Raw genomic sequence first — 20,025 nt, 5'->3', positions numbered from 1 at the left:
CCTTAGCTGGTGGTCTGGGCTGTTTCCCTTTCGACTACGGATCTTAGCACTCGCAGTCTGACTGCCGACCATAATTCATTGGCATTCGGAGTTTATCTGAGATTGGTAATCCGGGATGGACCCCTCACCCAAACAGTGCTCTACCTCCAAGAATCTCTAATGTCGACGCTAGCCCTAAAGCTATTTCGGAGAGAACCAGCTATCTCCAAGTTCGTTTGGAATTTCTCCGCTACCCACAAGTCATCCAAGCACTTTTCAACGTGCCCTGGTTCGGTCCTCCAGTGCGTCTTACCGCACCTTCAACCTGCTCATGGGTAGGTCACATGGTTTCGGGTCTACGTCACGATACTAAGGCGCCCTATTCAGACTCGGTTTCCCTACGGCTCCGTCTCTTCAACTTAACCTCGCATCATAACGTAACTCGCCGGTTCATTCTACAAAAGGCACGCTCTCACCCATTAACGGGCTCGAACTTGTTGTAGGCACACGGTTTCAGGTTCTATTTCACTCCCCTCCCGGGGTGCTTTTCACCTTTCCCTCACGGTACTGGTTCACTATCGGTCACTAGGGAGTATTTAGGGTTGGGAGATGGTCCTCCCAGATTCCGACGGGATTTCACGTGTCCCGCCGTACTCAGGATACTGCTAGGTACAAAGACTATTTTAAATACGAGGCTATTACTCTCTTTGGCTGATCTTCCCAAATCATTCTTCTATAATCTTTGAGTCCACATTGCAGTCCTACAACCCCGAAGAGTAAACTCTTCGGTTTGCCCTCCTGCCGTTTCGCTCGCCGCTACTAAGGCAATCGCTTTTGCTTTCTCTTCCTGCAGCTACTTAGATGTTTCAGTTCACTGCGTCTTCCTCCTCACATCCTTAACAGATGCGGGTAACAGGTAGTACCTGTTGGGTTCCCCCATTCGGAAATCCCTGGATCATCGCTTACTTACAGCTACCCAAGGCATATCGTCGTTTGTCACGTCCTTCTTCGGCTCCTAGTGCCAAGGCATCCACCGTGCGCCCTTATTAACTTAACCTTATTTTTTGACCTTTCAGTCATAAACTCTTATTAATACTACAGCGTTTTCGGTTTATTTTCTTGTTACTATTTGATATAGATATTCAATTTTCAATGTGCATTACTTGGTGATCTCTCACCAATGGAGCCTAGCGGGATCGAACCGCTGACCTCCTGCGTGCAAAGCAGGCGCTCTCCCAGCTGAGCTAAGGCCCCACAAGACCTCTCAAGACTAAACAAGACCAATGCGCAGTTCCTTATCCTTAGAAAGGAGGTGATCCAGCCGCACCTTCCGATACGGCTACCTTGTTACGACTTCACCCCAATCATCTATCCCACCTTAGGCGGCTGGCTCCTTACGGTTACCTCACCGACTTCGGGTGTTACAAACTCTCGTGGTGTGACGGGCGGTGTGTACAAGGCCCGGGAACGTATTCACCGCGGCGTGCTGATCCGCGATTACTAGCGATTCCGACTTCATGTAGGCGAGTTGCAGCCTACAATCCGAACTGAGACTGGCTTTAAGAGATTAGCTTGCCGTCACCGGCTTGCGACTCGTTGTACCAGCCATTGTAGCACGTGTGTAGCCCAGGTCATAAGGGGCATGATGATTTGACGTCATCCCCACCTTCCTCCGGTTTATTACCGGCAGTCTCGCTAGAGTGCCCAACTGAATGATGGCAACTAACAATAGGGGTTGCGCTCGTTGCGGGACTTAACCCAACATCTCACGACACGAGCTGACGACAACCATGCACCACCTGTCACCTCTGTCCCGAAGGAAAACTCTATCTCTAGAGCGGTCAGAGGGATGTCAAGACCTGGTAAGGTTCTTCGCGTTGCTTCGAATTAAACCACATGCTCCACCGCTTGTGCGGGCCCCCGTCAATTCCTTTGAGTTTCAACCTTGCGGTCGTACTCCCCAGGCGGAGTGCTTAATGCGTTAGCTACGGCACTAAACCCCGGAAAGGGTCTAACACCTAGCACTCATCGTTTACGGCGTGGACTACCAGGGTATCTAATCCTGTTTGCTCCCCACGCTTTCGAGCCTCAGCGTCAGTTACAAGCCAGAGAGCCGCTTTCGCCACCGGTGTTCCTCCATATATCTACGCATTTCACCGCTACACATGGAATTCCACTCTCCCCTCTTGCACTCAAGTTAAACAGTTTCCAAAGCGTACTATGGTTAAGCCACAGCCTTTAACTTCAGACTTATCTAACCGCCTGCGCTCGCTTTACGCCCAATAAATCCGGACAACGCTCGGGACCTACGTATTACCGCGGCTGCTGGCACGTAGTTAGCCGTCCCTTTCTGGTAAGATACCGTCACAGTGTGAACTTTCCACTCTCACACTCGTTCTTCTCTTACAACAGAGCTTTACGATCCGAAAACCTTCTTCACTCACGCGGCGTTGCTCGGTCAGACTTCCGTCCATTGCCGAAGATTCCCTACTGCTGCCTCCCGTAGGAGTCTGGGCCGTGTCTCAGTCCCAGTGTGGCCGATCACCCTCTCAGGTCGGCTATGTATCGTCGCCTTGGTGAGCCGTTACCCCACCAACTAGCTAATACAACGCAGGTCCATCTGGTAGTGATGCAATTGCACCTTTTAAGCATATGTCATGCAACATCTACTCTTATGCGGTATTAGCTATCGTTTCCAATAGTTATCCCCCGCTACCAGGCAGGTTACCTACGCGTTACTCACCCGTTCGCAACTCATCCAGAGAAGCAAGCTCCTCCTTCAGCGTTCTACTTGCATGTATTAGGCACGCCGCCAGCGTTCGTCCTGAGCCAGGATCAAACTCTCATTAAAAGTTTGAGTTCTCACTCATTTCTGCCACTGACAGATTTATTGTTTTTTTCATTGTTCAGTACTACAACCTTAGTTGTAGTGCCCTGCACATTGGTTCGTCTTGTTCAGTTTTCAAAGGTCTTTGTCACTCGCTTCCCTCAAGCGACAACTATATTAGTATATCACAGTCGCTTTCGCTTGTCAACACTTTTTTGAAACTTTTTTAAACTTTTTTCATCAAGTGTTCCATCCGCAATATACCATAGTCCGTACGGGATTCGAACCCGTGTTACCGCCGTGAAAAGGCGGTGTCTTAACCCCTTGACCAACGGACCAGAGTTGTTATTTTCAACTCTTACTATTATACAGGCTTTTTAAACTTTGTCAACACCTTTTTTAAACTTTTTTTATTTTTTTGCATGAATTCCTAATGAGTACGGATGTCAAACTCTTTAAACACAATGCGTAAGTCCTTTAGCACTCTTTGACGCCCTCGGAAGCGTTCATCTCTTAAGACGCGTTCTAGTTCTTCTTGTTTCTCTTTACTTTGTTTGTTTCTATAATCTCTTAGTGTTTCATGAAAGAGATAATAATCATCTAGCCACAGACCGCCCTCACTTATACGATGACTTATATCACCCACTTCTTCATAAAGTTCTTTATTATATCTTCGTTTGTAGCTTTCTTGTTTACGGATATAGTCTAAAATTCGATTTCGAAACTTGGTTTTGAAATATTTCCTTAAACGTGGAATATCGTCTACTAGTCCTTCTTCTCTACTAATCAATTCATGTAAGCAAATCATACCCTCTTGGTTCCAATCCGATAGCTCCCACAAATGAAGGTAATATTCATTTCTACACTTGTATACAATTCCTTGGACTTCTTCATACATTTTTTTAAGCATAATCTTCCCCTTTCTAGATACAGTCTAACAGATTCAGAAACACTTTTGGCACATTTCATCCATTCTGCACCCTTTAGCTCCTCAACTGCACAAAAAGAGAGGTCTTGCCTCTCTTTGGGTCATAATTCTGCGATTTGGTTTAGGTTTACTTCTGCAACTGTGTCATTACCAAACATAGAGATAATCATTTTTACTTTGTTATTATCAATTTCTGTAATCTTACCAGTGTAGTCTGCAAAAGCACCATCAATAATACGTACAGTTTGACCAACCTCAACATCGAAATCAAATTCTTGAACAGTTTGTCCCATAGATATCAAAATGTCACGAATTTCTTGTTCCAATAATGGAGTTGGTTTTGATCTGTTCCCGTGTGATCCGACAAATCCTGTAACATTTGGTGTGTTTCGAACAACAAACCAAGCTTCATCTGTCATGACCATTTCTACAAGAACATAACCTGGAAAGCGATTTTCTTCTACTTCTTTTCTCTTTCCATTTTTTTCAACTTGCACTGTTTGTGTTGGAATTTCAACGCGTAAAATATTATCCAACATATTGTAGGTTTGTGCACGTTGTAATAAATTTTCTTTTACCTTATTTTCATAACCAGAATAAGTTTGTAAAACAAACCACCCTTTATCAAAACTATCCATGATATTTCCTTTCATAAATAGAAGATTTTTAGTGTACTTTCACTACTCTTCTAAAAAATGTTAATAAATCGAATCAAACCTGAAACAATCAACTGGTCAAAAATGTAAATAATTACTACAAAGAAAGCTGTGTATTCCATGATAGAACGAAAATCTCTCCAGCTTTCCTTGCGAGTTGGCCATGTTGTGTCTTTAAGAAGTCTAAAAATATCTCCAATAAAACGCATCGCTCTCTCCTATCTCGTTTCTCTGTGTGTAGTGTACTTGCCACAATGCTTACAAAATTTATTTACTTCTAGTCGTGTAGGCTTGGGGTTTCCACTAATCTTGATTGAATAGTTTCTCGAACCACAAACCGCACAAGCTAGGCTTGCTTTTTTTAGTGCCATAACGCCTCCATCTTATCTATTATAACAAGAAAGCTAGGCTTTGACAAGCATCTTAGCGAAATAGATTGACTACCGAATCCCATATTGTTTGAGCCTTTTCCTTAATCTTCGCATCCGAGATAGCCCGACTAGCCTCATCTACTAGACTTTGCGCACGTCCTCGAATATCAGACAAATTATCATCTATCTGGCTATTATCATTGGTTTGTACTTGTCTTTTTGTGTTAGCTGGTGCAATTCCATTTTGCTTATAAGCATTTTCAACCGTAAAGGTACTTCCTGGTGTATAAGGTAAAATGGTATTGGCAATGTTTCTAAAGACATGGGCTGCACCATTTGAAGTAGAGCCAGCTAGATAGTGATTTTCATCAGTGGTCGGAAAACCAAGCCAATGACTAATCACCACATCCGGAGTATAACCAATTACCCACTGGTCACTTGTGTATTCCGGATTGAAAACTGCTTCAGTTGTTCCAGTTTTCCCTGCCATGACATAGTCTGCAGGCGATGAACTAATACCGGTTCCGTTAGTGAATGTACCCAACATCATACTGGTCATCTTATCAGCTACAGACTTATCAAGCACCCGTTTTTGTGAATTTTTATGGCTAGCAATAACTTGTCCACTAGCATTTTCAATTCTACTAATAAAATGTGCTTCCGGCATTAAACCTTCATTTGCAAAGGCAGCATATGCTTGAGCCATTTGCAGAGGATTGGTTTCGACACCACTTCCCAAGGCGACGCCAAGAACACGGTCGACCTTTTCCATGTTGAGTCCGAATTTTTCGCCTGCCTCAAAAGCCTTATCAAGGCCCAAATCATTAACAATGGCAACAGCAGGTAGATTAAGCGATTCTGCCAAGGCTTGATACATAGGAACTTCTCGACTCGTTTTGATTCCTGCATAGTTATCAACCTTATAGCTGTTATACTGCATGGTATGGTTATCCAAGAGCTTATTCAAAGCCCAACCTGCCTCAACTGCTGGCGTATAAACAACTAAAGGCTTAATTGTAGAACCAGGGCTACGTTTTGATTGGGTTGCATAGTTGAAATTCCTGAATCCTGTTTTATCATTGTTAGCAACTTGACCGACAACTCCACGAACTCCTCCTGTTTTCGGTTCAAGAGCTACACTTCCTGATTGTGCAAATGTTCCATCCTCTACCCTCGGAAATAGCGATGTATTTTCATAGACAACCTGCATATTTGCTTGATAGTTTTGGTCCAGCTCTGTGTAAATACGGTAGCCATTATTGACAATCTCTTCCTCTGTTAGATTATACTTGGAAACAGCTTCATTAACCACCGCATCAAAGTAAGAAGGATAGCGGTAATCTGAGATTTTCCCTTCATATTTATCGTGCAATTGCGAATTCATATCAACTTCCGCAGCTTCGGTTTCTTGGTTTTTATCAATATATCCTGCTGCAACCATATTTTGTAAGACAGTGTCACGACGATTGGTTGAATCTTCTACGGAATTCAAAGGATTATACAGTTCCGGCCCCTTGAGCATCCCTGCCAGAGTCGCAGCTTGATCCAAACTCACTTCTGATGCAGAAACTCCAAAGTATTTCTTACTCGCATCTTCTACACCCCACACACCATTTCCAAAATAGGCGTTGTTAAGGTACATGGTTAAAATCTGATCCTTACTATATTTTTTTGTTAATTCTAAGGCAAGGAAAAATTCTTTCGCTTTTCTCTCAACAGTTTGATCCTGTGACAAATAGGCGTTTTTAGCCAACTGTTGGGTAATAGTAGAGCCACCACCTGAACGACCAGCAGTGACAATCGCCAAGAAGAAACGACCATAGTTAATCCCGTCATTTTTATAGAAAGAACGGTCTTCTGTCGCAATAACGGCATTCTGCAAGTTTTTACTGATGTCAGTCAGTTCAACATAGGTTCCTTTTTGACCAGACAAGGCACCAGCCTCCTTTTCTTCACGGTCAAAAATGATAGTCCGAGTTTTCAAGGCGTTTTGCAAATCATTGACATTGGTTGACTTGGCTACAGCAAACAAATAGGTTCCTACTAACAAGCCTGCACTCAAACCTAGTATAACAACGATTTTCGTTAGATGATAGCGACGCCAGAATTTTCGAATCGGACCCACTTGGGCTAATTTTTTTCGATCACTGCGAGAACGACGTAAGCTAGTAGAATCAGAATCCTCTAGTTCACTTGTTTCTTTTTTAAAAAGAGAAAGAAATTTCTCGAATAATTTATCTAATTTCATGCGTTTATTTTATCATCTTCATCATAGGAAGACAAGAATTTAGCTATTTCCTATCCAAATAGGGCTTTTTTTGTTACAATATCTGTATGAAATTCACTTTTACTTTACCAGACTCTCTATCTCAAATGACGGTTAAGCAATTACTGGAGGAACAACTCCTCATTCCTAGAAAAATTCGGCATTTTTTGAGAATCAAGAAACATATTTTGATTAATCAGCGAGAAGTTCATTGGAACGAGATGGTGAAACCTGGGGATGTTTGCCAGTTGACTTTTGATGAGGAAGATTATCCCAAAAAGGAAATTCCTTGGGGCAACCCAAACCTCGTTCAGGAAGTTTATCAAGATCAATACTTAGTTATTGTGAACAAAGCAGAGGGGATGAAAACGCATGGTAATCAGCCAAACGAAATCGCCCTTCTCAACCATGTCAGTGCCTATGTTGGCCAAACCTGCTATGTCGTTCATCGTCTGGACATGGAAACCAGTGGCTTGGTTCTCTTTGCCAAAAATCCTTTTATCCTGCCCATTCTCAACCGCTTATTGGAGAAAAAAGAGATTTCTAGGGAATATTGGGCGCTTGTTGACGGAAATATCAACAGCAAAGAACTTGTTTTCAAAGACAAAATTGGGCGTGATCGCCATGACCGCAGAAAACGAATAGTTGATACAAAAAATGGGCAATATGCTGAAACGCATGTAAGCAGATTAAAGCAATTCCTAAACAAAACGACCCTTGTCCGTTGTAAACTAAAGACAGGGCGAACCCATCAGATTCGTGTGCACCTTTCGCATCATAACTTCCCTATTTTGGGCGACCCTCTCTATAACAGCAATCCAAAGACGAGTCGGCTTATGCTCCACGCCTTCCGACTGTCCTTTACCCATCCGCTTACTCTAGAGAAATTAAGCTTCACTGTCCTATCAGATACTTTTGAAACAGAATTAAAAAAGAATGGATGATTGTGTCATCCATTTTTAAATATTTGAAAAGCAAGACCAAGAGGCCTTGCTTTTTATCGACTCAAGAATTATTTAGCAATTTTTGCGAAGTATTCAAGAGTACGAACAAGTTGTGCAGTGTATGACATTTCGTTGTCGTACCATGATACAACTTTAACCAATTGTTTACCGTCAACGTCAAGGACTTTAGTTTGAGTTGCGTCAAACAATGAACCGTAAGACATACCTAGGATATCTGAAGATACGATTGGATCTTCAGTGTATCCGTATGATTCGTTTGAAGCTGCTTTCATAGCTGCGTTCACTTCGTCAACAGTAACGTTCTTTTCAAGAACTGCTACCAACTCAGTTACAGAACCTGCTGGAACAGGAACACGTTGAGCAGCTCCGTCCAATTTACCGTTCAATTCTGGGATTACAAGACCGATAGCTTTTGCAGCACCAGTTGAGTTAGGAACGATGTTTACAGCACCAGCGCGAGCACGGCGAAGGTCACCACCACGGTGTGGTCCGTCAAGGATCATTTGGTCACCAGTGTAAGCGTGGATAGTAGTCATCAATCCTTCAACAACACCAAAGTTGTCTTGAAGAGCTTTAGCCATTGGAGCCAAGCAGTTTGTAGTACATGAAGCACCTGAGATAACTGTTTCAGTACCGTCAAGAACGTCGTGGTTAGTGTTGAATACAACTGTTTTAACGTCGTTTCCACCAGGAGCAGTGATAACAACTTTTTTAGCTCCACCAGCGTGCAAGTGTTTTTCAGCAGCTGCTTTCTTAGCAAAGAAACCAGTAGCTTCAAGAACGATTTCTACACCGTCGTTAGCCCAGTCGATTTGTTCTGGATCACGTTCAGCAGAAACTTTGATGAATTTACCGTTAACTTCAAATCCGCCTTCTTTAACTTCAACAGTACCGTCGAAACGACCTTGAGTTGTGTCGTATTTCAACAAGTGTGCAAGCATAACTGGATCTGTAAGGTCGTTGATACGAGTAACTTCAACACCTTCTACGTTTTGGATACGACGGAAAGCAAGACGACCGATACGTCCGAAACCGTTAATACCAACTTTAACTACCATTAGTGATTTCCTCCTTATGAAAATCATGAAATTTTTATTGTGAAAAGAGTAACTTGAATCACTACAAATCACCTTTCAACAAACCTATTATATAACTATTTAAGTTTAATTGCAAGTACGGGCATTGTTTTTCTATGTTAGTTTCTTTTTAAGGCTATAAATCAAGGAATCCCTTACTATTCATATCGTAGCGATTCTACAGGATCCATTTTACTAATTTTACGCGCCGGGAAGTAAGCTGATACATAACCAAGCAAGAGAGCGAAAGCTAGAGTTCCTAAAACAGATAACAAATTTAATTCAAAAACCTTAGTGATGGATGGATAAAAGTGATTTACAACCGCATTCGCCAAACTTCCCACCCCTTGTGCTACCAAAAAGGCCAGTAGCAAGGCGATACCTACAATCCAGATAGCCTCGTAAATAAAAATTCCTTTGACATCGCGATTTTGATAACCAACTGCCTTCATGACACCTATTTCCTTAGAACGTTGCATGATATTGATGTAAATGATGATACCAATCATGACCGCTGCTACCACAATAGCTTGTGATGAAAGTACAATCAACAATCCCTGAATGACACGAATAAAAGTAATCACAATATCAAGAACCTTCTGTTGAGAAAGAACAGTATACTTCTTGTTTTTCTGCAATTCTTCTGTTATCGCTTTTGTTTGTGATGGATCTTTGAGTTCCAAGATAAAATAAGATACAGCTTTTGTAAATCCAGCCTCTTTCAAAATCGTTTCCATTTGATGAGACGGCATGAAACTGTTGCTGTCCTCCAAGTCATCTTCATCATTGATTACACGTACAATCTTTGTTTGAAATTGAGCAGTCTTGCTAGCTTCAGCATCATTTTCTACAATGCTGGCTGAGACTGATTTGCCAATAATATCACTAGCTGTCAGATTTTTTCCTGTCTGTTCATTCCAATTTTTTAGTAAACTGCTTGGAATCGTCAATCCCTGTTCATTTGAATCAGTATAGAGGGAACCGGCTAATACTTTGTCCGCCTCATTACTACTAACAGAGATACTTGTATCCTCATAGAGACTCACCACTTGAGCATAAGAAGGCATCGTTTGACTCAGATCCATTTCTTGACCATCTATAGTAATATTTGACATGATCATCCCAAAAGGACTCTCCAAATATTTAATAGTTTCTTTGCCAACTGTATCCGTGATATAGTTCTTATCATCTTGGTTCAAAAAGCCTCGTCCAACATTTTTTGTGTTTAAAGCAATCTGAACTTGAGAAGGGATTTGACCTCCATTCGTATTTTCATCAATCATCGAAATCAATGCATTTCCCAAGCCGAAAGAAATTAAGACTCCTACAAAACCGATTGAAGTTGCTAGCGCAATCAATAGGTTACGCCACTTTCTTTCCATAAAGTTATTTAAAGAAAGCTTGAATTTATTTTTCAATGATAATCCTTTATTTTTTGACTTCTTCAACGACTTCACCATCCTTCATTTTGATAATCACATCTGCATATTCGGCAACCTCTGGATTATGGGTTACAATCAGTACTGTTTTCCCTGTTTGGGCTAATTTTTTAAATACTTCCAATACCATTTCTTGGGATTGAGAATCCAGCGAACCCGTTGGCTCATCTGCTACAATCATATCTGGCTGATTTACCAGTGCACGCGCGATTGCTACGCGTTGCTTTTGCCCGCCAGAAAGCTGTTTAACATTTTTAGCTACAAAAGGCTCCATGCCTAAGTTACTTAATTGCTCCTTTGCAATCATTGTCATCTCCCTGTCAGATAAATCTTTGACATAGAGAGGTAATTTGACATTGTCCAAGACAGACTGATGAGGAATGAGGTTAAAGTTTTGAAACACAAATCCAATCTTATCTTTACGAAATTGAGTTAGTTCAATCTCTGATAAGTCACGGAGGGATTCCCCTTTAAACTCTAAATCTCCTTCATATTGTCTATCTAAACCACTGATGATGTTTAGTAGACTGGTTTTGCCACAGCCTGACGGACCATAAATCGCTGTAATTTTACCTTTTGCAATCTGCAGGTTTATATTTCTTAGAGCCTGCTCTTGATGTTTACCGTCCAAAGTGTAAAACTTTGAAATATTTTTAATGGATAAAATGGACATTCTTTCCCCCTTATTTAAAACTGTTATCGTCATACATCATAGTCATACATCATAATTATAGAAAAGCCTTCAAGCGACATCAGCACTGATTGCCACTATGAACCTACTGCTTAGAATTTTTTCTCTATTGCCTAGTTTGCTTCTGGATGTATATCAAGTAATACTCTTCGAAAATCTCTTCAAACCACGTCAACGTCGCCTTGCCGTACTCAAGTACAGCCTGCGGCTAGTTTCCTAATTTGCTCTTTGATTTTCATTGAGTATAAAATTCATTGTAACAAAAAAGCGACATTTCCCCAATGACAGAAATGTCACTCCTATAAATCATTTAATAATACCTTTCTAAGTCTTCGCTCCATTCCTTATCTAAACTAACGAGTAACTTCTCATTACCAAACATCCTCGCCATCATTTTTGCTTCTTCATACTTTTGTTTGGCTGTATCATAATCGGTATGAATATAATATTTCCACTCCACCATCAAGACAATCGGTTGCTTTTGGAAATCTCGTGTTTTTTGTCCTATTTTATTTAAGGTCTCGACTGCCCTCTTAAAATAATGAAACAGCCCCATAATTTCTATACAAGCTAAAGAAGCTAACAAGGAATCTCTAAGTAAGTCCAAACAATCGAACTCTATCTTATCAACCTGAGAACTTAGTTTGTCATGAAAACAAAGAATGGTTTCATGCTCAGATTCTTTTATCTCGCCCACATTTAAACCATCCATTAACTGACAGTTGAAATACAGTCTCAGTTTCAACAAGTCCTCGGCTTTATATACATCTCTGGATAGTAAATCTTGAAGACCGTCTTCAATCACACCACTTCCGTATAAGGAATTACTAGTCGCTCTCACTGCATCTATAGCTTGAAGACAATCCACTAGCACTTTCTCATCACGGGGCAGGTCATCATAAAAACACTCAAAAATCTCATCAAAATATTCTTCCTTTTGTTCCTGCAACTCCTCGTCTCCATAGTCAGGATGATGTAAAAGAAAGTACTTTAATTCTTGGTAACGCTTGGGTAATTCCTTATAATCTGGCATCAAGACGTAGGACGGAATTTCTAATCGTTCTGCAATATATTCTAGTGTTTTTATCGTCGGGCGAAATTCTCCTTTTTCAATCCGCACCAACTGACGCACTGATAATTCAGACTCATCCCCGCAAAAAACTGGACGACTAAGTCCTTTCTCCTCTCTTAAAAGTCGCACTTTATCCCCTAACTCATTTATCTTGTTCATTTGCCCCTCGCATGATTATTAAAGATTTGATTTTCAAATAAATATATGCGATGATTATACCATTTTTCAAATAGAATTACAAAAAAAGAGACAGGATTTCTCCTGCCTCTAGGCTGATAACAATTATTTACGGCGTCCTGGTCTTTCTTTGTAGCCATAGTAAGAATCTTCGATGATTTCTTGCATATGGTCAACCATTGGAAGACGTGGGTTAGCTGGCGAACATTGATCTTCATAAGCAAGGAAGGCCAATTCACGAGAATGTTCTTTCCATTCTTTTTCATCAATTCCTTGTGCTTTGAAGTTCATTTGGATACCTACGCGCTCACCAAGTTCGTAAACAGCTTTTGCATAAGATTCCACACCTTCTTCTGGAGTAGAAGCTGGAAGGCCAAGCATGCGTGCGATATCTTGGTATTTTTCATCTGCACGGTAGTAGTTATACTTAGGCCATGTTGCTGTCTTAGCTGGACGTGTACCGTTGTAGCGGATGACGTATGGAAGCAAGATTGCATTTGTACGACCGTGGATTGTGTGGAATTGGGCACCAATCTTATGGGCCATTGAGTGAGAAATACCTAGGAAGGCATTTGCAAAGGCCATACCAGCGATTGTTGAAGCGTTATGCATTTTCTCACGTGAGTGGAAGTCTGCATTCTTAACTGAGCTTTCGAGATTTTCAAAGACCAATTTAATGGCTTGAAGTGCTAAACCATCAGTGTAGTCACTAGCCATTTGTGATACGTATGCTTCTGTCGCGTGAGTCAATACGTCCATACCAGTATCAGCAGCAACAAATCCTGGAACTGTCAATACCAAAGCAGGATCTACGATTGCCACAGTTGGTGTCAATGAGTAGTCAGCGATTGGGTATTTACGGTTGTTTGCTTTATCAGAGATAACGGCAAATGGTGTTACTTCAGACCCTGTACCAGATGTAGTTGGAATCGCGATGAATTTAGTCTTCTTACCAAGCAATGGGAATTTGAAGGCACGTTTACGGATATCCATGAATTTTTGAACAAGGTCACGGAAGTCCACTTCTGGTTGTTCGTAGAAGAGCCACATTACTTTAGCAGCATCCATTGGAGATCCACCACCAAGAGCGATGATTGTATCTGGTTTGAAGGCACGCATAATCTCAGTACCACGGTTTACAGTTGTGATATCTGGATCTGGTTCTACATCAGCAAAGATTTGGTAAACAACCTTATTGCGACGAAGGTCAAGTTGTTCGATGATACGATCAAGGAAACCAAGCTCTACCATGGCATGGTCAGTAACGATCATGACACGTTCAACGTCACGACATTTTTGAAGGTATTGAATTGAATCACGTTCAAAGTATGTTTTTGAAGGAAGTTTCATCCATTGCATGTTATTTCTCCGTCTTCCGACTTTTTTGATGTTCAAGAGGTTAATGGCACTAACGTTATCCCCAACTGAGTTGCGTCCGTAAGAACCACATCCAAGTGTCAATGATGGCAAGAAGGCATTGTAAACGTCCCCGATACCACCGAAAGTAGAAGGTGAGTTACAGATAACACGAATAGCTTTAACAGCTTTACCAAATTCTTTAGTCAATTCTTCGTCAGCTGTGTGGATGGCTGCTGAGTGCCCAAGACCGTTAAATTCAACCATTTGACGAGCCTTAGTAATACCATCTTCACGGCTTTCAGATTTCAAAACTGCGATAACTGGTGACAATTTTTCACGAGTCAATGGCTCATTTTCACCAACTTCTTTACATTCAGCAGCAAGAATGTTTGTTCCTTCTGGAACTGTAAATCCTGCTTGCTCTGCAATCCAAGTTGCTGGTTTACCAACGATGTCAGCGTTCAATTTCGCGCCAGCACAGTTTTTGCTGTTTGCTTTCACGCCGAAGCAGAACTCTTCAAGAAGAGTTTTTTCTTTTTTGTTTACAAAGTAAGTGTGGTAAGATTTGAACTCTGCTACAAATTCATCGTAAATTTCTTTATCAATGATAACTGCTTGTTCAGATGCACAGACCATACCGTTATCAAATGATTTAGACATGACGATATCGTGTGCTGCTTGACGGATGTTTGCTGATTTTTCAACATAAGCTGGAACGTTACCAGCACCTACCCCAAGAGCTGGTTTACCACATGAGTAAGCCGCCTTAACCATGGCATTACCACCTGTTGCAAGGATTGTCGCAACACCTTCGTGGTTCATAAGGGCACTTGTTGCTTCCATAGATGGTTGAGTAATCCATTGCACACAGTTTTCAGGAGCACCAGCTGCGATAGCTGCATCGCGGACGATACGAGCTGCATGAGCAGATGATTCTTGTGCTGATGGATGGAAGGCAAAGACGATTGGGTTACGTGTCTTCAATGAAATCAATGATTTGAAGATTGCTGTTGATGTTGGGTTTGTTGTAGGAGTGATACCACAAACAACACCAACTGGTTCAGCGATAAGAGTCAAACCTGTTACATCGTCTTCTTCGATAATGCCAACTGTCTTAGTGTGGCGCATGTTGTTTACTACGTGTTCACAAGCAAACAAGTTCTTAGTTGCTTTATCTTCAAATACACCACGTCCTGTTTCTTCATAGGCATGTAAAGCCAATTCCCCGTGGGCATCCAAAGCTGCCACTGACGCTTTAGCTACGATGTAGTCAACCTGCTCTTGATCCAACTTACGCATTTCTTCAAGGGCTACGAGAGCTTTTTGCACCAATCCATCGACATGCTTTTCAGCAGCGAGTTTCTTTTCCTCTGGTGTCACAGTTTTTTTATCAGCCATATTTTCCTCCATAGCTTTCAAGGATTCAATCCTTTGTTAATTTTTTCACAAGTTTATTATAACGCATTATTTCAACTTTGTAAACAGTTTCATAAACATTTCACAAAGAATTTTTAGTTTCTTGTGAATTTTTTATCATTTTCCTTTCTTATCAGGTTTTATCTTTGAAGTTTGTGAAATTTATTTCAAATATTTTTTTATTTCACAAACTCATTTGGAAGAGAATCTTGGAAAGAAAGGGATTTGCAGGTAAGCGCTTACTTAAACATTCTAACAATACCTCCTTTGATAAGGAGGCTTTATTTTTGTTGAAAGACGCCTTGTTTAAAAGTCCCTTCATAAACAACTTCTTGTTCTGTTGTTAGTTTCCCTTTTCCTTCAGCCTGACCATTTACAAAATCACCTTCGTAGGTCCAGCCTTCTTTAGATTGAAAGGTACCTTTTCCGTTGAAGGCTCCATTGTTGAAACCACCTGTATATTGGTCTCCATTTTGGAAGGTAATGGTTCCTTTGCCATTCATTTTACCACGGACAAGACTGCCATCATAAACAATCGTTCCATTATCGAGTTTTAAGACACCTTTTCCGGGAATATTTAGAAAAAAGACGAGTACAGCACAGAAAACAATGGCAACTACTGCTAAAAGCTCGAGACGTGGACGAGTCAGATACACTCGATACTTTTCGTAAAAATTCTTAAGATTTTCCACCTTCACTCTCCTTTTCTAAACGTTCTAACCATGCTTGACAACCCTCCTGAACACGCTGATAGGTTTCCTCAAAATCTCCTGTATACCAAGGGTCTGGAACACTTTCAGATGCAAATGAGTAAATCTTATCTTGACAGTCTGCTGGACACATCTGACGTAAGTCAGAAACATTTGAAGCATCCATGCCGATAATATAATCAAAGGCTTCAAAATCTTCCTTGCTAATCTGAAGCGATGTCTTATTTTTGTCATAAGGAATCTCATACTGTTGAAAAATTCCCTGAGTCCTCTTATGAATCGGATTGCCATGTTCCCAAGAAGAAGTTGCTCGACTTTGGATTTCATAATTATCTGTCATTGATTTCATAACAAACTCGGCCATAGGACTACGGCAAATATTTCCCAGACAGACAAAGACTAATTTTTTCATCCCATTTCCTTTCTTTTATAGAAAAACGGGAGTTCATGATCCCGTCTTATTTTTCAATTGCGCCTTCTAGTGAAGCTGTTTCTTTCAGCGGTAATACTGTCTTGATAGCAGCTAATTCAAAAGTCAAGTAAACTCCATCTACGTCAAGAACAATTGTTCCCTTCTCCGTATCTACTTCATCGACTGTTCCATAAAGTCCACCGATTGTAATCACTTCATAGCCTTTTTGTAGTTTATTCAAGCTTTCCATACGCTTTTGTGCTTGTTTCTTTTGAGAGCGTTGCGTAAAGAACATCAAGCCCACCATAAGGGCTAGCATGATTAAAAATGTATAATTTGGATTCATTGTCTTCTCCTTTGTCTTTTACATAGGACTACTATATCAAATTTCAGCTACTTTTACAAGATTGTACCTTGCTTTTCTAGTAAGAAAAACCAGAGCTAGCGCCCTGATTTTTAAAATTATTTCAAGTTTTGAACGACTTTTACTAGATTTTCTACAGTAAAGCCATATTCTGCCAATACTTTTGGTGCTGGGGCAGAGGCTCCGAAGGTATCAATACCTAGAACGGCACCATCTAGTCCAACATATTTGTACCAGTTTTGAGTTGCACCCATTTCGACTGCAACACGACGGCGAACTGCATTTGGAAGAATTTCTTCCTTGTATGCTGCATCTTGTTTATCAAAGACATCTGTAGATGGCATGCTGACTACGCGGACTTTTGCGCCTTGACTAGCCAATTCTTTGGCAGCTGATACAGCTAGATTGACCTCTGAACCTGTCGCAATCAAGATGGTATCAAAGTCTGCCGCATTTTCATAGACAACATAGGCACCTTTTGCAACCTTGTCGAAGTCTGTTCCCTCTTCAACAGTCAAATTCTGACGTGTCAAGACAAGGGCAGTTGGTGTTTTTTCGCTTGTCACTGCAAGGTACCAAGCTGCTTGCGTTTCACGCGCATCTGCTGGACGGAAAACATTTAGATTTGGCATGGCACGAAGACCTGCTAAATGCTCAACTGGTTCGTGCGTTGGACCGTCTTCCCCAACCGCGATTGAATCGTGGGTAAAGACATAAGTCACAGGAAGTCCTTGTAAGGCTGACAAGCGGACAGCTGCCTTCACATAGTCAGAGAAGACGAAGAAAGTTCCACCGTATACACGAAGTCCACCGTGAAGAGCCATCCCGTTCAAGATCGTTCCCATTGCAAATTCACGAACACCAAACTGAATGTTACGGTTCAAGCGATTTGCATCATCTTGAAGTCCGTCAGTTTTGATGTAAGTCATATTTGAATGAGCGAGGTCTGCTGATCCACCAAGGAAGGTTGGTAACTTAGCTGCCACAACATTCAAGGCATCTTGGCTTGAGTTACGCGTCGCTTGAGAGAAGCCATTTTCTAAAGCTGGGAAGTCTGCTGGAGTCACTTCAACTGGATCACGTCCTTCGATGATTGCTTCCACTTCTGCAGCCAGTTCTGGGTGAGCTTCTTTATAATCTGCGACTAGTTTTGTCCATGCTTCATAAGCTGATGCGCCACGGTCCGCAACATTTCCCTTGAAATCAGCATAAACTTGTTCTGGGATTTCAAATGGCTCATAGTCCCAACCAAGTGCTTGGCGAGTTGCTGCAGTTTCATCTGCTCCAAGAGGGGCACCGTGTACAGCATTAGTTCCTTGTTTGTTTGGAGAACCATATCCAATAACCGTCTTCACTTCAATCAAAGATGGTTTGCCTGAAGCCTTAGCTGTTTCGACAGCAGCTTGGATTGCTTCCAAGTCCGTTCCATCTTCTACTAAGGCAGTATGCCAACCGTAGGCATTGTAACGGTCACGAACACTTTCTGTAAAGGAATCCTTTGTCTCACCATCCAAGTTGATGTCATTTGAATCATAAAGGACAACCAACTTATCTAGTTTTTGCAAGCCTGCGTATGAAGCTGCCTCACTTGAGACACCTTCCATCAAGTCTCCGTCTCCACAGATAACATAAGTATAGTGGTCAAAGATATTGTAGCCTTCGCGGTTATATTTGGCTGCTAAGAAACGTTCTGCCTGGGCAAAACCAGTAGCAGTGGAAATACCTTGTCCTAGAGGACCTGTTGTAGCATCAATCCCTGCTGTATGGCCAAATTCTGGGTGACCAGGTGTTTTTGACCCCCATTGACGGAAGCTCTTAATCTCATCCATGCTGACATCTTCAAAACCAGAAAGGTGAAGAAGAGCATAAAGGAGCATTGAACCATGGCCAGCTGAAAGAATAAAGCGGTCGCGGTTAATCCAGTTTGGTTGAGCTGGATTGATACGAAGTTGTTTTGTAAAGACGCTGTATGCCATCGGAGCTGCTCCCATAACCACACCTGGGTGACCTGAGTTGGCTTTATTAATGGCGTCAATACCTAGGAAACGAATTGCATTAACAGATAGATTTGACATAGAATTTCCTTTCTATTTGAAGTGATTATTGTATCACACATTCTATTTTACTATTATATGAAAATTATCCGTATCATGCAACATACGGATAACCTCCAAAGAATATTTTTATATTATAGCAAAGCTTTAAATTGAATGTTAGAGTCTTGTTCAAAACAATCATCAAAACCACGTGGATGATGGTATTCTACTAAGTGTTGATCTTGAGGATAAGTGTACTTACCGCCAACTTCCCAGATGAATGGGTGGAATTGATATTGCAAGCGTTCCTTACGCATTTTCCAAAGGGCAAGGATTTCGTCGGTTGAAGCCATAAAGTTAGACCAAATATCGTAGTGAACTGGGATGATAACTTTGGCGCGCAGATTTTCAGCCATACGAAGCAAATCGATAGACGTCATCTTATCTTGGATACCGATTGGGTTGTCCCCGTAGTTGTTAATGGCAACATCAATATCAAAGTCTTTTCCGTGTTTTGCAAAGTAGTTTGAGAAGTGAGAATCAGCCCCGTGGTAAATAGTTCCGCCCGGAGTTTCAAAGACGTAGTTGACAGCCTTACGAGCCATTTCTTCGTCTGTCACTGGCAGACCTTTCAAGTTGTCGTCGTTTTCTTTGGCACCTTCGACTGGCAAAGTAACCAAGCAAGTACGGTCGAATGATTCAACGGCTGTGACTTTAATGTCTTTAAATTCAAAACTTTCACCCGGTTTGATAACGATGATGCGCTCTTCTGGCACACCCCATTTTTTCCAGATTTCACCACATTCGTAAGGTCCGATAAATTTCACATGGTCGAGTTTTGGATTGTTGACAATCGCCGCCGCTGTATTGATGTCAATATGGTCACTATGGAAGTGTGAAACCAAGTAGTAGTCGAGTTCGTTGATAGCAAATGGATCAATAACCATTGGCTGAACACGCAAGTTTGGTTGCAACTTACGAACACCTGCCATATTTGCCATTTGGTGCCCACGAACCATATCTTTCACTTTTTTAGTTGATTTTCCACGGTTTGACCAAAGGTCCATGACAACGTTAGCACCACCTGGTGTCTTAATCCAAGTACCACAGTTGCCTAGCCACCACATGGCAAAGTTACCTTCAGGTACGACTTCTTCTTCGATTTCTTCGTTCAACCAGGTTCCCCACTCTGGGAAAGTAGCTAAAATCCATGACTCTCTTGTAATTTCTTTGACGTTTGGCATATGTTGCCTCCTTTGGATATAATTGTTATCTTTGAGA

Annotated in this window: 16 protein-coding genes, 2 tRNA genes and 2 rRNA genes (1 of these 20 cut by a window edge); 1 reads left to right on the top strand and 19 read right to left on the bottom strand. The window is 41.4% G+C overall.

Features of this window, described 5'->3' with window-relative positions; translation table 11 throughout:
• From AC6I9F_RS01315 to pbp2a, 9 genes are all read right to left on the bottom strand, one after another.
• A 23S ribosomal RNA gene (locus tag AC6I9F_RS01315) occupies positions 1–1,036 on the bottom strand (it extends 1,866 nt beyond the left edge of the window).
• Between the two features lie 124 nt (positions 1,037–1,160).
• Positions 1,161–1,233: transfer RNA gene (locus AC6I9F_RS01310), tRNA-Ala, on the bottom strand.
• Between the two features lie 51 nt (positions 1,234–1,284).
• A 16S ribosomal RNA gene (locus tag AC6I9F_RS01305) occupies positions 1,285–2,830 on the bottom strand.
• The 16S and 23S rRNA genes sit together here with 2 tRNA genes alongside, the layout of an rRNA operon.
• Positions 2,831–3,072: 242 nt before the next feature.
• Positions 3,073–3,144, bottom strand: a tRNA-Glu gene (locus AC6I9F_RS01300).
• 92 nt (positions 3,145–3,236) lie between these two features.
• Positions 3,237–3,716 carry a sigma-70 RNA polymerase sigma factor region 4 domain-containing protein gene (locus AC6I9F_RS01295; RefSeq protein WP_112445386.1) on the bottom strand — a complete coding sequence of 160 codons (480 nt, stop codon included), beginning with the start codon at positions 3,714–3,716 and terminating at the stop codon, positions 3,237–3,239.
• Positions 3,717–3,835: 119 nt separating this feature from the next.
• Entirely contained in the window at positions 3,836–4,372 is a 537-nt protein-coding gene (gene nusG / locus AC6I9F_RS01290; protein WP_000376734.1) for a transcription termination/antitermination protein NusG, read from the bottom strand.
• Between the two features lie 50 nt (positions 4,373–4,422).
• Positions 4,423–4,599 carry a preprotein translocase subunit SecE gene (secE, locus tag AC6I9F_RS01285; RefSeq protein WP_001210991.1) on the bottom strand — a complete coding sequence of 59 codons (177 nt, stop codon included), beginning with the start codon at positions 4,597–4,599 and terminating at the stop codon, positions 4,423–4,425.
• Positions 4,600–4,608: 9 nt separating this feature from the next.
• The gene (gene rpmG, locus AC6I9F_RS01280) at positions 4,609–4,761 is read right to left on the bottom strand and encodes a 50S ribosomal protein L33 (RefSeq protein WP_001809375.1); all 153 of its coding nucleotides are present in this window, start codon (positions 4,759–4,761) and stop codon (positions 4,609–4,611) included.
• A 52-nt stretch (positions 4,762–4,813) separates the two neighbouring features.
• Positions 4,814–7,009 carry a penicillin-binding protein PBP2A gene (gene pbp2a, locus AC6I9F_RS01275; RefSeq protein ID WP_498022283.1) on the bottom strand — a complete coding sequence of 732 codons (2,196 nt, stop codon included), beginning with the start codon at positions 7,007–7,009 and terminating at the stop codon, positions 4,814–4,816.
• Positions 7,010–7,095: 86 nt separating this feature from the next.
• On the opposite strand from pbp2a, the gene AC6I9F_RS01270 reads away from it, so the two are divergent.
• Positions 7,096–7,971, top strand: a complete 876-nt coding sequence (locus AC6I9F_RS01270; RefSeq protein ID WP_411865948.1) for an RluA family pseudouridine synthase — start codon at positions 7,096–7,098, stop codon at positions 7,969–7,971.
• A 68-nt stretch (positions 7,972–8,039) separates the two neighbouring features.
• Here AC6I9F_RS01270 and gap read toward each other — a convergent pair whose 3' ends face one another.
• The 10 genes from gap to ulaG all read right to left on the bottom strand — a co-directional run bounded on the left by gap (position 8,040) and on the right by ulaG (position 19,988).
• Positions 8,040–9,050 (bottom strand): type I glyceraldehyde-3-phosphate dehydrogenase, encoded by a 1,011-nt coding sequence (gene gap / locus AC6I9F_RS01265; RefSeq protein WP_000260662.1) that lies wholly within the window; start codon positions 9,048–9,050, stop codon positions 8,040–8,042.
• A 176-nt stretch (positions 9,051–9,226) separates the two neighbouring features.
• The gene (locus AC6I9F_RS01260; protein WP_498022282.1) at positions 9,227–10,528 is read right to left on the bottom strand and encodes an ABC transporter permease; all 1,302 of its coding nucleotides are present in this window, start codon (positions 10,526–10,528) and stop codon (positions 9,227–9,229) included.
• Positions 10,497–11,180: an ABC transporter ATP-binding protein gene (locus tag AC6I9F_RS01255; RefSeq protein ID WP_049522022.1), complete on the bottom strand. Its 684-nt coding sequence runs from the start codon at positions 11,178–11,180 to the stop codon at positions 10,497–10,499. The genes AC6I9F_RS01260 and AC6I9F_RS01255 overlap by 32 nt, the downstream gene beginning before the upstream one ends.
• A 328-nt stretch (positions 11,181–11,508) precedes the next feature.
• Positions 11,509–12,429 (bottom strand): helix-turn-helix domain-containing protein, encoded by a 921-nt coding sequence (locus tag AC6I9F_RS01250; RefSeq protein WP_023945661.1) that lies wholly within the window; start codon positions 12,427–12,429, stop codon positions 11,509–11,511.
• A 123-nt stretch (positions 12,430–12,552) separates the two neighbouring features.
• On the bottom strand, positions 12,553–15,204 hold the full coding sequence (gene adhE, locus AC6I9F_RS01245; RefSeq protein WP_498022279.1) for a bifunctional acetaldehyde-CoA/alcohol dehydrogenase: 2,652 nt from the start codon (positions 15,202–15,204) through the stop codon (positions 12,553–12,555).
• Between the two features lie 299 nt (positions 15,205–15,503).
• Positions 15,504–15,914, bottom strand: coding sequence for a hypothetical protein (locus AC6I9F_RS01240; protein WP_498022277.1), 411 nt, complete (start codon positions 15,912–15,914; stop codon positions 15,504–15,506).
• The gene (locus AC6I9F_RS01235; RefSeq protein WP_498022275.1) at positions 15,901–16,344 is read right to left on the bottom strand and encodes a low molecular weight protein-tyrosine-phosphatase; all 444 of its coding nucleotides are present in this window, start codon (positions 16,342–16,344) and stop codon (positions 15,901–15,903) included. Before AC6I9F_RS01235 ends, AC6I9F_RS01240 begins: the two co-directional genes overlap by 14 nt.
• Positions 16,345–16,390: 46 nt before the next feature.
• Positions 16,391–16,690 carry a preprotein translocase subunit YajC gene (gene yajC, locus AC6I9F_RS01230; RefSeq protein ID WP_001069287.1) on the bottom strand — a complete coding sequence of 100 codons (300 nt, stop codon included), beginning with the start codon at positions 16,688–16,690 and terminating at the stop codon, positions 16,391–16,393.
• A 116-nt stretch (positions 16,691–16,806) separates the two neighbouring features.
• On the bottom strand, positions 16,807–18,783 hold the full coding sequence (tkt, locus tag AC6I9F_RS01225) for a transketolase (RefSeq protein ID WP_498022273.1): 1,977 nt from the start codon (positions 18,781–18,783) through the stop codon (positions 16,807–16,809).
• Between the two features lie 113 nt (positions 18,784–18,896).
• Complete coding sequence (gene ulaG / locus AC6I9F_RS01220) at positions 18,897–19,988, bottom strand: L-ascorbate 6-phosphate lactonase (RefSeq protein WP_265526884.1); 1,092 nt, start codon at positions 19,986–19,988, stop codon at positions 18,897–18,899.
• Positions 19,989–20,025 lie beyond the last annotated feature (37 nt).

The organism is Streptococcus nakanonensis, from assembly GCF_059738785.1.
The sequence above is the reverse complement of the archived record's forward strand: the minus strand, read 5'-3'. Positions and strand labels throughout refer to the sequence as shown.

What these genes read in the sequence shown, in the direction of transcription:
- AC6I9F_RS01235 (WP_498022275.1), bottom strand. Translation starts at nt 16,344, where the DNA reads ATGAAAAAATTAGTCTTTGTCTGTCTGGGAAATATTTGCCGTAGTCCT.
- AC6I9F_RS01270 (WP_411865948.1), top strand. Translation starts at nt 7,096, where the DNA reads ATGAAATTCACTTTTACTTTACCAGACTCTCTATCTCAAATGACGGTT.
- nusG (WP_000376734.1), bottom strand. Translation starts at nt 4,372, where the DNA reads ATGGATAGTTTTGATAAAGGGTGGTTTGTTTTACAAACTTATTCTGGT.
- AC6I9F_RS01260 (WP_498022282.1), bottom strand. Translation starts at nt 10,528, where the DNA reads ATGGTGAAGTCGTTGAAGAAGTCAAAAAATAAAGGATTATCATTGAAA.
- tkt (WP_498022273.1), bottom strand. Translation starts at nt 18,783, where the DNA reads ATGTCAAATCTATCTGTTAATGCAATTCGTTTCCTAGGTATTGACGCC.
- AC6I9F_RS01250 (WP_023945661.1), bottom strand. Translation starts at nt 12,429, where the DNA reads ATGAACAAGATAAATGAGTTAGGGGATAAAGTGCGACTTTTAAGAGAG.
- rpmG (WP_001809375.1), bottom strand. Translation starts at nt 4,761, where the DNA reads ATGGCACTAAAAAAAGCAAGCCTAGCTTGTGCGGTTTGTGGTTCGAGA.
- AC6I9F_RS01255 (WP_049522022.1), bottom strand. Translation starts at nt 11,180, where the DNA reads ATGTCCATTTTATCCATTAAAAATATTTCAAAGTTTTACACTTTGGAC.
- ulaG (WP_265526884.1), bottom strand. Translation starts at nt 19,988, where the DNA reads ATGCCAAACGTCAAAGAAATTACAAGAGAGTCATGGATTTTAGCTACT.
- gap (WP_000260662.1), bottom strand. Translation starts at nt 9,050, where the DNA reads ATGGTAGTTAAAGTTGGTATTAACGGTTTCGGACGTATCGGTCGTCTT.
- AC6I9F_RS01295 (WP_112445386.1), bottom strand. Translation starts at nt 3,716, where the DNA reads ATGCTTAAAAAAATGTATGAAGAAGTCCAAGGAATTGTATACAAGTGT.
- pbp2a (WP_498022283.1), bottom strand. Translation starts at nt 7,009, where the DNA reads ATGAAATTAGATAAATTATTCGAGAAATTTCTTTCTCTTTTTAAAAAA.
- secE (WP_001210991.1), bottom strand. Translation starts at nt 4,599, where the DNA reads ATGCGTTTTATTGGAGATATTTTTAGACTTCTTAAAGACACAACATGG.
- yajC (WP_001069287.1), bottom strand. Translation starts at nt 16,690, where the DNA reads ATGAATCCAAATTATACATTTTTAATCATGCTAGCCCTTATGGTGGGC.
- adhE (WP_498022279.1), bottom strand. Translation starts at nt 15,204, where the DNA reads ATGGCTGATAAAAAAACTGTGACACCAGAGGAAAAGAAACTCGCTGCT.